Genomic DNA, 11,962 nt, shown 5'->3' with positions numbered 1-11,962 from the left:
ATGTCCTGGTCCCATCCGTGACACCTGGCAGTGCCGCCCGGGTGAATTCCCTACGCCTTCCCGGCTTGGCTTGACGGGGGACCCGCCCGGCGAAATGCTACGCAGACTAGGGTATGAGTCAGGAAGAGTCGGACAAGGTCACCCGCGCCAATCGGCAGCTGGGCCGCGTGCTGAAAGGCAAGTGGACCTTGGACGAGCTCCTGGGCCTCGGGGGCATGGCGGCCGTGTTCGCCGCCACCCACCGCAACGGCAACCGCGTGGCGATCAAGATGCTCGAGCCGGAGGCCGCCCAGGTCCAGGACCTCCGCTCTCGCTTCCAGCGCGAAGGCTACGTCGCCAACAAAGTGGGCCACGACGGCGCCGTCACCATCCAGGACGACGACGTCGACGAGAACGGCATTCCGTTCCTGGTCATGGAGCTCTTGGACGGGGAAACCCTGGACGTGCGGCTGGCGCGGGACGGCACCATCCCCTGGCGTGAAGCCCTGCTCATCGCCGAGCAAACCCTGGACGTGCTGGCCGCAGCCCACGCGCAGGGCGTCATCCATCGCGACCTCAAACCCGGCAACATCTTCCTGGAGAAGACCGGGACCATCAAGATCCTGGACTTCGGTATCGCGCGTCTCGGCCAGCGCACCTTGGACAAGAGCCACACGGGGCACGACACCGCCCTGGGCACTCCCGGCTTCATGCCGCCGGAGCAAGCGCGCGGGCGCTGGGACGAGGTCGACGCGCGCAGCGACCTGTTCGCCGTCGGAGCCACGCTCTTCGCGGTGCTCGCGGGGCGCCACGTTCACGAAGCAGAGACCGGCAACGAGCAATTCATGTTGGCGATGTCCGCGCAGGCGCCCTCCCTCGCAGAGTGCACCAAAGGCACGCCCGAAGAAGTCGTCGCGCTGGTGGATCGCGCGCTCTGCTACGACAAACACGAGCGCTGGCCCGACGCCCGCGCCATGCAAGATGCCGTGCGAGAAGCTTACGAAGCGCTGTGCCACGAGCCCATCGCCAGCGCGCGCATCTCCGTGGCTCAGGATCGCCGCACCGCCAAGATCCGCTCCGAGGCGCCCACCATGGCGGATCCCAGCGGCGAGCACCTGCGGGGCACCACCACGCGGCCGGTGTCGGACGCAGCCATCCCCCGGACCTCCAAGCGATCTCGCTGGGTGTTGCCGGCGGTGCTGCTCGCGGGTGCCGGCGCGGCGGGCTGGGTGATGGTGGGGGGCCGCGCCGAGGTGCGCCGGACCCCTGTCTCGAGCTCCGAGCCGGTCGTTACCGCGCCGGGCCAACCCCAAGAAACCGCAAAACTCGAGCCCAAGCCAGAAGTCCCGCCGGCGCCGGCCCCCAGCGCTTCCGTGGCTCTGGACGAGACGGACGCCGCGGCCGCTCCCCCGGCGGAAACGGCGAAGCTGCCCGTGAAGACGGTTCGCCCCAGTGCGAAACCGACGAAAAAAGCCGAGCCCAAACCGGATCCGACCGTCGACATCTTCACTAAGCGCAAATAGGCGCGTGATAATCCCGCCCATGGCTCGTGCCTTGGTGCTCGTCGCGCTGCTCCTGGCGGCGCCCTCCGTCTTGGCGCAGGGACGCGATCCCGCGGCGGCCGAAGCGCTGTTCACCGAGGGGCGCAAGGCGTTCGACGCCGGGGACTATCGGATCGCCTGCGCGCGCTTCGCGGAGAGCCAGCGCTTGGATCCGGCAGTGGGCACGCTGATCAACTTGGCCGCCTGCAACGAGAAGCTCGATAACCTCGCGCTGGCGTGGGAGACGTGGCAGCAGGCGCTGCGCGCGCTACCTCCGGGGGACGAACGGCGCGCGGGGGTGGAGCAACGCGCCAAGGCCATCGACAAACGCATTCCACGCCTGACCATCGAGCTGGCACCTGGCGCTCCCGAGGGAACCGAGATCAACCGCGACGGCGTGCGCTTGGGGCGCCCCTCCTTGGGAGTGGAGCTGCCGGTCGATCCCGGAGATCACGAAATTCGAGTCGTTGCCCCCGGGCACCGCGACAAGCTGTACAAGAAGAAGCTTGCCGAAGGCGCGCACGAGACGCTGACGGTGGAGGCGGGGGAGAAGCTTCCCGAGCCGACCGCGGTCACACCCAAGCCCAAGCCCGAATCGAAACCGAAGCCGAAACCCGCGCCAGCAAAGCAGCTGAAGCCGGCGGGCTCGAGCAACACCTTGGGGTGGGTGCTGGTGGGCGTGGGCGGCGCCGGCCTGCTGGTGGGCTCTGCTACGGGCTATCTCGCGCTGTCCAAGAAGAACACGATGGATGACGACTGCGAGACCCAGGGCGGACGCCGAGTGTGCGGCCCGGACGGACTCGACGCAGCGGACACCGGCAAGACCTTCGCCACGGTGAGCACCATCGCGTTCGCCGCGGGCGCTGCCGCACTGGGGGTGGGTGCGTACGTGCTGGTCACCACCCCTCCGGAAGCCGAGCGGCCCAATGGCGCCGTCCTCGGCTTCCGCGGAGCCTTCTGATGCGACGAGCCGCCGCCACCGTTGCCGCGCTCTTGGCCGCCAGCGCCTGCGCCAAGATCATCGGCGCGGACTTCGACAACGTGTCCCCCCGGCCGACGCAGGATTCCGGCACCGGGGACGCCGAGGTGTGCGTGAGCGCCGAGCCCATCGGCCCGCCAGAGGTGGCGGACGATCCGGGCACCACCACGTTCACGGGTGTGACCAGGACGGTCGACTTCGGCGAAGGCACCACGGGCGGTGTTCCGGATTACCTGAGCGTCGGCTTCGATCTCGACCGCACCTGCACCGGTCATCCGGATCCCGCAGTGTGTCAGCCCGCGCCCTGGACCGAAGGCGACGCGACGGACGGCATCCACGGCGAGGACAACGGCGTCGGTCGCATGCTCTCGCGCCAGAAGGACGTGTTTGGCACCGACGTGGTGAGCGGCCCCATCGTGACCAAGGCGATAGGGGCCGGCACCTTCGCGCCGGTAGGCTTGTTCGAGGTCTCGGACTGGAACGGCTTTTCGGAAGACTTGAAGGTCACGGTGAAGTGGGTGGTGGCGCTGGCCACCACGAAAGCACCCGGCGGCAAGCCCCCCAAGCTCGACGGCACGGATGCTTGGCCCGTCGCTTCCGAGCTCAGCGTCACCGGCAGCGGCAGCGATACCGCGCCCGCGACCTACACCAGCACCAGCGCCTACGTGAACGAGAGCAAGCTCGTCGCGCACTTCGACCACGTGCTGTACGCCTTCGCCAACGTGTACATGGACGTTTACGACGTGGAGATGCAGGCGGACGTGGTGTTCGACGCCGCCAGTGGCACGCGCAAGCTGGAAAACGGCCTGATGAGCGGCTGGGCCACGGCAGACTCCTTGATCTTGCTCATCCCGCAGATGACCTCGGATCTGCTCGGCGTGCCGCTGTGCACCAACAGCTCGACCTACGCGGCGACCAAGCAGTTCATCTGCCGCGGCGCAGACTACGCGTCCAAGAGCTACGTTGCCGGCGAGCCGTGTGATGGCACCACCTTCGGCATGCGCTTCGACACCACGCCGGTGACCATCGGCGCCGTGGTCCCGCTGCCGGAGGTCACCGCCAAGTGTCCCGCCGAGTACGATCCGGCCAAGGACACCTGCACCAAGGCCGAGCAGCTCTGACGTGCCCGAGCTGCCCGAGGTCGAGGTCACGCGGCGTACGATCGAGCCCTGGCTCGTGGGCAGGCGTATCCGCGAGGTGCACACGACGCGTGACAGCTACTTCTTTTTGACGAAGCCGCCCGCGCTGAAGAAGAAGCTCCTGGGACGCGAAGTGCGCGCCCTTCGCCGCCATGGGAAGTATCTGCTCGCGGAGCTCGACGATGGCTCGCGACTGCTCTTGCACCTGGGAATGACGGGCCAGCTTTTCTCCTCCGTGGCCACGAGCCCGCGACTCTTGAGCGCGACGGCGCGCGCCTCCCTGAGCCCCGAGCTACAGAGCCGCTTCGCGCCGGACGTGCACACGCATTTGCGGATCGTGTTTGGCGACCGGGGGCCCGACGTATTTTTTCGGGACGTTCGCAAGTTCGGCAAGGTCTTGCATCTGCGACCGGGGCAAAGCGACGCGCGTCTCGATCGACTGGGACCCGACGCCTTGCGTGCCAGTGGCGAGCATTTGCGAGCCGCAGCGGCGCGCCGGAAAACGCCGGTGAAATCGCTGCTCCTCGACCAAGCCGTGCTGGCCGGAGTGGGCAACATCTACGCAGACGAAGCGCTGTACCTCGCGGGCGTACGGCCGACCCGGGGCGCCCATCGGGTGAAGCGCGCCGAGTGGGACGCCATCGCCGCAGCCGTGATCCGGGTGCTCACGCGCAGCATCGAGACGGGGGGATCGAGCATCAGCGACTACGTGCGCCCCGACGGACAGGACGGCGGCTACCAGGACGAGCGCCACGTGTACGCGCGCACCGGCGAGCCCTGCAAACGCTGCGGCGCCCCCATCCGCCGCGTCGTGATCGCCACGCGCTCCAGTCACTTTTGCCCTGACTGCCAGCGCTGAGCGCTCTCGAGCTCGGTCCGACGCGAATCCGACCGCTGCTTGCCCTGAGCTTCCCCTCCTTCGAACGCGCTTCGCGATACCCGAAGGGGTGGGGTTCCGCAGCGGCTCGCGGCGCACCAACACCCTGCTGCTGCTTGCCCTGAGCTTCCGCGGCGCACCAACACCCTGCTGCTGCTTGATTTTGTCGCTGCGGCGCGGGACCCCCCTCTCGCCTTGACCCACCGCGGCCACGGCGCTCGACTCCGCGCATGGATCAAATGCAAGCCAAGGCAGCGGCGGCGCGGGCGGCACTGGAGCTGCTTCCGGAAACAGGTGTCGTCGGCCTCGGCACCGGATCGACGGCGAAGCTGTTCATCGACGGCGTGGGGGAGCTGGTGCGCGCCGGGCGCAAGCTCGTCGGCGTGCCGACCAGTCAGGCGAGCCGAGCGCAGGCGGAAGGGCTCGGCATTCCGCTGTTGGGGGACGACGGTCCCTGGCACATCGACGTGACCGTGGACGGCGCCGACGAGGTGAGCGAGCGCTTGGATTTGATCAAGGGCGGCGGCGGCGCGCACGCACGGGAAAAGATCGTGAACCACGCGAGTCGCATGAACGTCATCGTCGTGGACGATTCCAAGCTCAGCAAACAGCTCGGGGAGCGCTGGGCGGTTCCGGTGGAGGTGCTCGAGTTCGGTCACGCTGCCACGCGGGACGTGCTCGCCCGGCTGGGCGAGGTGAAGCTCCGGCTGCGGGAAGGCGCGCCCTGGAAAACCGACGCTGGAAACCTGATTTACGACCTCCACATGGGCGTCATCGCGGACCCGGCGGCGCTGGAGCGGGAGCTCGGCGTGATCCCCGGGGTGGTGGAGACGGGGCTGTTCGTCGGGCGGGCGCAGCGAGTGATCGTCGCGGGGCCCGAGGGCGTGCGCACGCTCGAGCCGCGGAGCTGAAGAGCGGCAAGCGTTTTGCACCAGGTGTGCTAGCCCACTTGGACGCTTCAGCCGAGCACGAGGGATCGCAATGAAAATTCGGGGAACCGTCGGAACAGCGAGGATTGCCAGCTACACCTCACCTGTGACCGCGCGTCGACTATTGGCGCTGGCCGTTCTGTTGGTGCCGGGCGCGGCACTGGCAGCGCCTCCGCCCAACACCGGGGATACCGCGCGGGGAGCCGCCCAGACGGCTCGGGCCGCGGCAGATGCAGCGGACCAGGTGGCGGACGGCAGCTTGGCCGGCATCACGGACAAGGAAGACAGCCCGGAAACCACGATGGATCGCGCGCGCAGGGGCGTGGTCACGCTGGAGCGGCGGGGCAAGGTGCTGGGCGTGGGCACCGTGCTCTCGGGAGACGGGCGCATCCTCACGGCGCTGTCCCCGCTGGGTCACGGCAACAACTTGGACGCGCGCTTCGCGGACGGCAGCGTCACCCGCGTGAAGGTCGGCCACACGGACCGCGCGTGGGACCTCGCGCTCTTGGTCCCGCAAAACGGCCGCTGGAAGAAGGGCCTGCGCGCCGCGCGGGAATCCGCCACCCAGGCCGGCAGCAACCTGCGCGTGTTCAGCTTGGTCGGCCAAAAGGAGCTGGCCCCCGCGCGCACCATCGTCAAAGGGCAGCGCACGCTGATGGGTGCGGACAACGAGCTCTTGCACGACGCCATCGAGCTCGCCAGCCGGCTGAAGAGCACGGACGTTGGCAGCCCCGTGATCGACGACAAGGGTGACGTCGTCGCCATCATCGCCCGCGCCTGCGCGCCGGTGCCCAACGCCCCCTGCACCCGCGTGCCCTTCGGCGTGCCCACCCCCGCCATCAAGGCGTTCCTCCGCACGGTGCCCGCCAACGCGGTGCCACCGGCACCCTGGCTCGGGATCCAGGGCGTGGCCGACGACGCGGGAGCGGCCCGCGGCGTGCGCGTGATCTCCGTCCACCCTCGCAGCCCGGCGGCGGCCGCCGGCCTCAAGGGCAGCCGGGACAGGAACACGGCGGACACGGTGGTGGCCGTGAACGGAGCCCCGGTGTCCACGCCGGAGGCGCTGGCGGAGACCATCAACCAGCGCGCCGTGGGGGACAGCGTGGAGCTGCTCCTGTTCGGCGGCGGGAAATTCCGGCAGGTGACCCTCACCCTGCGGGCGGCCCCGGATCAGAACCGGAAGAAGGCCCCCGCGGTAAAGCGCCGCTCGCGGCCGTAGGCTTCCGGGTCGGGTGGAGGCCCCAGCGAATCCGAAAGTCAAGGCCCCCGATCCCGGGTTGGGGGGCCACGGCGGGAAGAAAAATCCACGAGCGTTCTGCTCGCGCCGAATCCCGTTGTTGACATAGCTCCTAGGTGTTAGGAGGATTTGTTCGGTTTCACGAGTGGTTACCGCGGGAATAAGCGTGTCACGGCCCCTCCGCATCGAGGTCGCTGGCCAGACGGATGTCGGGCGCAAGCGTACTCACAATGAGGACAACTTCGCGATTCTCGCGGAGTACGGTCTGTATGTCGTTGCAGATGGCATGGGTGGCCACGCTTCGGGCGAGGTCGCATCCAAGATGGCCGTCGATACGCTGCAAGAGTTCTTTGCAGCGACAGCGGACGATCCCGAGCGGACCTGGCCCTACAAGATGGACCGCACCAAGGGCTACGAGGAAAACCGTCTCGTCACCGGCATCAAGCTCTGCAACCTCCGCATCTACGAGGCGGCGCAGCGCAACGCCAAGCAGCGCGGCATGGGCACCACCCTGGTGGCGCTGTTCGCGGTGGAAGACGGCATCTACCTCGCCCACGTGGGGGACAGCCGCATCTACCGCGTGCGGGACGCGAAGATGGAGCAGCTCACGGAAGATCACTCGCTGCTCAACGACTACAAGAAGATGAAGCGGCTCACCGAGGAAGAGATCGCGAACTTCCCCCACAAGAACGTGATCGTTCGCGCCCTCGGCATGAAAGACACCGTCAAGGTGGACACCCGCTTCGAGGCACCCCGCGCCGGGGACACCATGCTCCTGTGCACGGACGGCCTCTCCGGCCCCGTCACGGACGAGCGGATCCTGGAAATCATCCAATCCGCGCCGGATCTGCCCACCGCCACCAACCGGCTCATCGAGGCTGCCAACGAGAACGGCGGCCCCGACAACGTGACCTGCATTCTGGCCCGCTGGATCGAGTGATCTGACGCGCGCAGAACCGTTCGGACCCGAACGATCGCGCCGCGGCCCTAGCGGGGCTTGATGTTCCGCGGCGGCATCACGTGCACGGGGGCCGGGGCGTTGTCCACCTCGTGGGCCAGGCCGTCCAGGTAGCCCAGCGTCACGTACACCGCGAAGACGATGCCCAGCATCAGCAGGCTGGTCACCAGATACGTGTACACCGGCGGGTGCTTCGCCGTGCTCCAGCCGTCCTCGTAGAACTTGCCGCCACTGCGCTCGCGGATCCGCTGCTGCACCCCGCGCAGCACGTCCGGCGGCTCCGCGGGGTCCTCTTTCTTGAACGCTCCGCGCAATAGCCCCCGCAGCCGCTCTTCTTCCTCTTCGTCGATCTCGACGCCGTCGCCGTCCTCGACCTTGTCGTCGGTCTCCGCGTCTCCGACCTCGTCGGCTTCCTCGACCTTGTCGGCTTCCTCGCGCTCGACTTCTTCGTCGTCGCTCATCGGATCTTCTCCCCCAACGCGCGCTCGACCTTCGATTTGAGCATGCCGCGGGCGCGATGGATGCGGCTCTTCACGGTTCCGTCGGGAAGCCCCGTGATCTGGGCGATCTCCTCGTAGCTCAAGTCCTCCACGTCCCGCAGCACGAGCACGTCGCGAAAGTCCGCGTCCAGCTCGGCGATGCAAACCTGCACGATGCGCTCCACCTGAAAGCCTTCCACCATGTGATCGGGGCGCGCGACGTCGCCGTAGGTCACGCCCTTCGCCTCACTCAAGGGCGCCCGCTCTGCCACCGGCTCGAGCTCCTGCTGCTGGCCGTCGTGCCGCCGCGACAGATACTTGATGCGGTTTTTGCAGAGGTTCACGGCGATGCGATACACCCACGTGGAGAGCTTCGAGTCGCCACGGAACGTTCCGATGGCCTTGAACACCTGGACGAACACTTCCTGCGCCATGTCCTCCGCTTCGTCCCGGCGCCCCAGCATGCGGAACACCAAGCGGAACACGCGTTGCTCGTACAGCTCCACGAGCTCGTTGAACGCCCGCTCGTCGTGCTGCCTGAGGCGCAGTATGAATCGCTCTTCAGCGTCGTCCATCGAGCCCGAAAGGTCCCAGAAACTGTCCCGACCGTAGATCGGAAGCTCGCCGGCGTCGTCCCTAGATGCGGGATCGGCGAGTTTGGGAACGGTTTCGCGCTCCGAGACCACCCATCCAGCGACAGCAGCCGTGCCACGAGGGTTCCCGGACCGGGGCATTTGGGGGTTGGTCCGCCGCGAGCCACGGCCCGCACCGTCGCGCCCGGGCGCCCGCAGCGACGTCCATATGACGGACCTCGCTCGCCTTTCACTCGAGTGAGCGGTCTGAAATGTCCGGACAATGCACCTCCACGCCACCGGTGACGGATGTGCCTGGCGCTGGGCCGCACGCCTTCAATAGTGGGCTAAGCTTGGCTGGGAGGTGAGCGATGCGAGCCCTGAGAGGACTCTTGCTGGCAGCGGCCCTGGCTGCCGGGGCCTGCGGTGGGTCGTCCACCAGCGAACAGCCAGCGGATCCCGCGAAGCTCATCCAAGCCGCCTGCGACAACCTCGTCGGGCTCTCGTGCAGCAGCGCGCCCGCGGACAAATGTCCCAGTGACATGAACCAGGCACGCGCGGAGGCCGCTTCCAAGGGCTGCGGCGCCGCCTTCGACGGCATCATGGTGTGCTTCGCCGACAAGATCACGGACTGCGCGCAGAACCGACAACAGGTCTGCGCTCAGGAGTTTGCCGCCCTGGACGCGTGCGAGATTCCGAAGGGCACCGAGGAATGCGGCCAGGGCTTTGGCGGTGCGCCGCCCGGGGCACCGCCGTACTACCAACGCTGTAGCGTCGACTGCGCCGCGTGGGGCGTGGACTGCGCCGCCAAGACCTCGCCCACCGTCGTGTGCACCTGCACGACCGGGCCCAAAGCCGGCACGACCTTCGAGATCACGAGCTGCTCGGACCTCACGGTCGATCTCGGCGCGCCACACTGCAAGGGATGAGCGCGATATTTTCTCGCGCGGAGCTCGAAGAGGCTCGCCGCGCCCTGGCACAGGTCGACGAATCGCTCGCTGCGGCAGTGGCCCGCGTCCTCGAAGGAACGCCGGTTCCGAAGCCTCCCCGCCACGCCGTAGACGCCCTACACGACTACTTCATCGTCCGCCTCGACCCAACAGAGCTCCAAGGAATCGCGGAAGCCTTCGGGGCTTTGGAGGCCGGGGCCGTAGCACCCTCCGGGGAAGCAACGGCTCTCGCTTGCCGCTACGGCCAACTGCTGGATCGTTGGTACGCGTGTGCGTACCCTGATGAAGCGTCACGTGACCGCTGACATCGACCCGGAAGCGCTGTTTGACCTTCACCTGCCACCGGACTGGCGCCCGGTGACGGTTCCGGTTGGACGCAGCTTCGCGTTGTCTGGGGACATTGAACGCTATGGAGACGACTCCTGCTCCGTACCGGTATCCGTCGACATGTGGGTGGTGGCGACCGAGACCGAAAGCGACGCAGATGCCGCTGAGAGGTTGATGGCTCGTCGCGTTCGCCAAGGACATCCAGACCGGTTTGTCGGATCGATTGCCGGAATGGTCGCACGCGGATTCGAGTGGACCGACGGCGTCCGACGCATCGTCAGCTATTTCGTGAACCATCCGACCGGCGCGCTGGTCGAGATCTCGGTGGCAACACTCTTCTACCCGGACGAGCCGCTGCCGCCCCGCCCGTTGCGGAAGTTTGCGGACGAGCTGTTCGCGTCCACGGTTGCCGTTTTGCCTCCGACTCATGCGGAAAGCCTGGCACGCGAAGATTGAGGACATGGCATCGCTGCGTTGCAGAGGTGACGGATCACGCGGCTCGTACGACGGAGATCGAAGCGGCCGATGGCAGACGCGTTCAGCTCGAGCTCCACGTTCCGGAGCGCTGCGGATGAAGCCGGACTCTGCCTCTTGCCGCGGAAGCCAATTCTCACGAAACTTTGCGAACCCCGATGTTGGATGACTTCGAGACGGACTGGCAGCCGCCGGTTCCGGGCCGACACACTTGGTGGGCTCCCACGATTCTTGGCATGCTCGTGGTCTCGGGCGCTTGCGGCGGGCCGCGCGAACCGGAGGTTCCGGCGGCCCACGGTGTCGCGCAGCATGCTCCGGCCCCACGCGCGGAGGAAGGCGAGGGCGAGGGTGGGCTCGCAGCCGCTAGCGACGCGGAAACGACTCCGAACCACACCGCGAAAGACACCGCCAACGTCGAGCCCGCGCCGGTCGACGCCGACCGGGAGGCAACGTGGAAGCGCGCAGTCGCTTGGAGCGACGAGTTCTACCTCAAAGCGTGGGGGCAGCAGGCGCCCGAGTCAGAGCGCCGGGCGCGACGCGTGCAGTTCGACTGCGTGTGGGACGGTCTGGGCGCACAAGGTGTGGCGCCGGCCCCCGAGCTCGACTGCTTCATCAAGTTCGCGCGAGCCATGGAGAGCTGCCTCGACCGAAAGATTGCCGCGGACTGCACCAGCGCGGGGAATCGGGCTTGTACGCCCTCCCCGCGATACGTCGCCGAGGCGAAGCGCTGCAAAGAGCTCCACGCCCAGGGCTCCGCGTCGCACTGAACGGGTCGCGAGGTCGTCCTCCTTCGAACGCGCTTCGCGATACCCGGAGGGGTGGGGTTCCGCAGCGAGGTTCCGCGGCGGACCAACAGCCAGCGCACAATGAAGTGGAAGTGCACGGCGGTGCTGGAACCATCGAGCCTTGCGGGTATCCTGGCTCAGGGTGGACCCGTGGCGTGGGTGATTCACAGTTGGTCGGCGGAGCGGGGCGAGGGCGAGGTTCGGTCCCCGCACTTTGGTCCGTTCGTGTTCGGCGCGAATGAGAACGTGGACGGCGTGCAGGATTTCGTCGAAGGCGAGCCGGTGTTCGTCGAGCTCGACGGGCATGCACCGGACTTCCAGGTTCGGGTCATCCGCCCGTTTCGCTCACGGCAGCCGGCGGGGACTCATTGGCCGGACTTCGACGTGGTGAACGGCGGGTTCGGTGACGCCATGGTCGAGGAGCACTCGCCCGCTATGCTTCAGCTCTGGATTGGGGATTGCTGCGAGTACTGCACGCCAAACCCCTTCCACGTTCGGTTCGAGGGTGTGTCCACCATGGTAGGGCTCGAAGACGACCTGGACCTGAGCTCACCGCTGTTCCGACTCGCGTCTCTGGAGGAAGTCGAGCTCCACGGGCTGTCCGTTTCGCCCGAGTCCAAGGCTTTCTGCATCGTGACGAGTCATGGCCAAGGCGCTGACGGACCTTCGATCTTCGTGGTTGCAAAGGCGGTTCGAGTGCTGGGCCCGCCGGGGCGTAGCTCGTGATACCTGTTCG

The 11,962-nt window shown here is 67.5% G+C and carries 14 protein-coding genes; 12 read left to right on the top strand and 2 right to left on the bottom strand.

Features of this window, described 5'->3' with window-relative positions; genetic code table 11:
- Positions 1-113: 113 nt before the first annotated feature.
- The 7 genes from H6717_40740 (at position 114) to H6717_40710 (ending at position 7,621) form a co-directional block, all read left to right on the top strand.
- On the top strand, positions 114-1,502 hold the full coding sequence (locus tag H6717_40740) for a protein kinase (protein MCB9583431.1): 1,389 nt from the start codon (positions 114-116) through the stop codon (positions 1,500-1,502).
- A 19-nt stretch (positions 1,503-1,521) separates the two neighbouring features.
- Entirely contained in the window at positions 1,522-2,481 is a 960-nt protein-coding gene (locus tag H6717_40735) for a hypothetical protein (protein MCB9583430.1), read from the top strand.
- Complete coding sequence (locus H6717_40730; protein ID MCB9583429.1) at positions 2,481-3,620, top strand: hypothetical protein; 1,140 nt, start codon at positions 2,481-2,483, stop codon at positions 3,618-3,620. The genes H6717_40735 and H6717_40730 overlap by 1 nt, the downstream gene beginning before the upstream one ends.
- 1 nt (position 3,621) lies before the next feature.
- Positions 3,622-4,497, top strand: coding sequence for a bifunctional DNA-formamidopyrimidine glycosylase/DNA-(apurinic or apyrimidinic site) lyase (mutM, locus tag H6717_40725; protein ID MCB9583428.1), 876 nt, complete (start codon positions 3,622-3,624; stop codon positions 4,495-4,497).
- A gap of 248 nt (positions 4,498-4,745) precedes the next feature.
- The gene (gene rpiA, locus H6717_40720; GenBank protein ID MCB9583427.1) at positions 4,746-5,426 is read left to right on the top strand and encodes a ribose-5-phosphate isomerase RpiA; all 681 of its coding nucleotides are present in this window, start codon (positions 4,746-4,748) and stop codon (positions 5,424-5,426) included.
- A gap of 124 nt (positions 5,427-5,550) precedes the next feature.
- Complete coding sequence (locus H6717_40715) at positions 5,551-6,663, top strand: serine protease (GenBank protein ID MCB9583426.1); 1,113 nt, start codon at positions 5,551-5,553, stop codon at positions 6,661-6,663.
- A gap of 184 nt (positions 6,664-6,847) precedes the next feature.
- Positions 6,848-7,621: a Stp1/IreP family PP2C-type Ser/Thr phosphatase gene (locus H6717_40710; protein ID MCB9583425.1), complete on the top strand. Its 774-nt coding sequence runs from the start codon at positions 6,848-6,850 to the stop codon at positions 7,619-7,621.
- 47 nt (positions 7,622-7,668) lie between these two features.
- Here H6717_40710 and H6717_40705 read toward each other — a convergent pair whose 3' ends face one another.
- Together H6717_40705 and H6717_40700 are read right to left on the bottom strand one after the other, a co-directional pair.
- Positions 7,669-8,100 carry a hypothetical protein gene (locus tag H6717_40705; protein MCB9583424.1) on the bottom strand — a complete coding sequence of 144 codons (432 nt, stop codon included), beginning with the start codon at positions 8,098-8,100 and terminating at the stop codon, positions 7,669-7,671.
- Entirely contained in the window at positions 8,097-8,852 is a 756-nt protein-coding gene (locus H6717_40700; GenBank protein ID MCB9583423.1) for a sigma-70 family RNA polymerase sigma factor, read from the bottom strand. Before H6717_40700 ends, H6717_40705 begins: the two co-directional genes overlap by 4 nt.
- A 209-nt stretch (positions 8,853-9,061) precedes the next feature.
- Between H6717_40700 and H6717_40695 the strand changes: the two genes are divergently transcribed.
- The 5 genes from H6717_40695 (at position 9,062) to H6717_40675 (ending at position 11,952) form a co-directional block, all read left to right on the top strand.
- Entirely contained in the window at positions 9,062-9,619 is a 558-nt protein-coding gene (locus tag H6717_40695) for a hypothetical protein (protein MCB9583422.1), read from the top strand.
- Entirely contained in the window at positions 9,616-9,945 is a 330-nt protein-coding gene (locus H6717_40690; protein MCB9583421.1) for a hypothetical protein, read from the top strand. Before H6717_40695 ends, H6717_40690 begins: the two co-directional genes overlap by 4 nt.
- Complete coding sequence (locus H6717_40685) at positions 9,923-10,423, top strand: hypothetical protein (GenBank protein ID MCB9583420.1); 501 nt, start codon at positions 9,923-9,925, stop codon at positions 10,421-10,423. Before H6717_40690 ends, H6717_40685 begins: the two co-directional genes overlap by 23 nt.
- Positions 10,424-10,677: 254 nt before the next feature.
- Positions 10,678-11,208 carry a hypothetical protein gene (locus H6717_40680; protein MCB9583419.1) on the top strand — a complete coding sequence of 177 codons (531 nt, stop codon included), beginning with the start codon at positions 10,678-10,680 and terminating at the stop codon, positions 11,206-11,208.
- Positions 11,209-11,307: 99 nt separating this feature from the next.
- Complete coding sequence (locus H6717_40675) at positions 11,308-11,952, top strand: hypothetical protein (protein MCB9583418.1); 645 nt, start codon at positions 11,308-11,310, stop codon at positions 11,950-11,952.
- Positions 11,953-11,962: the final 10 nt, after the last annotated feature.

It is taken from the genome of Polyangiaceae bacterium (genome assembly GCA_020633235.1).
Taxonomy (GTDB): domain Bacteria; phylum Myxococcota_A; class Polyangia; order Polyangiales; family Polyangiaceae; genus JACKEA01.
This window is presented reverse-complemented; position numbering and strand designations above follow the sequence as displayed.

What these genes read in the sequence shown, in the direction of transcription:
- H6717_40680 (MCB9583419.1), top strand. Translation starts at nt 10,678, where the DNA reads ATGCTCGTGGTCTCGGGCGCTTGCGGCGGGCCGCGCGAACCGGAGGTT.
- rpiA (MCB9583427.1), top strand. Translation starts at nt 4,746, where the DNA reads ATGGATCAAATGCAAGCCAAGGCAGCGGCGGCGCGGGCGGCACTGGAG.
- H6717_40735 (MCB9583430.1), top strand. Translation starts at nt 1,522, where the DNA reads ATGGCTCGTGCCTTGGTGCTCGTCGCGCTGCTCCTGGCGGCGCCCTCC.
- H6717_40690 (MCB9583421.1), top strand. Translation starts at nt 9,616, where the DNA reads ATGAGCGCGATATTTTCTCGCGCGGAGCTCGAAGAGGCTCGCCGCGCC.
- H6717_40685 (MCB9583420.1), top strand. Translation starts at nt 9,923, where the DNA reads ATGAAGCGTCACGTGACCGCTGACATCGACCCGGAAGCGCTGTTTGAC.
- H6717_40705 (MCB9583424.1), bottom strand. Translation starts at nt 8,100, where the DNA reads ATGAGCGACGACGAAGAAGTCGAGCGCGAGGAAGCCGACAAGGTCGAG.
- H6717_40730 (MCB9583429.1), top strand. Translation starts at nt 2,481, where the DNA reads ATGCGACGAGCCGCCGCCACCGTTGCCGCGCTCTTGGCCGCCAGCGCC.
- H6717_40675 (MCB9583418.1), top strand. Translation starts at nt 11,308, where the DNA reads ATGAAGTGGAAGTGCACGGCGGTGCTGGAACCATCGAGCCTTGCGGGT.
- H6717_40740 (MCB9583431.1), top strand. Translation starts at nt 114, where the DNA reads ATGAGTCAGGAAGAGTCGGACAAGGTCACCCGCGCCAATCGGCAGCTG.
- H6717_40695 (MCB9583422.1), top strand. Translation starts at nt 9,062, where the DNA reads ATGCGAGCCCTGAGAGGACTCTTGCTGGCAGCGGCCCTGGCTGCCGGG.
- H6717_40700 (MCB9583423.1), bottom strand. Translation starts at nt 8,852, where the DNA reads ATGCCCCGGTCCGGGAACCCTCGTGGCACGGCTGCTGTCGCTGGATGG.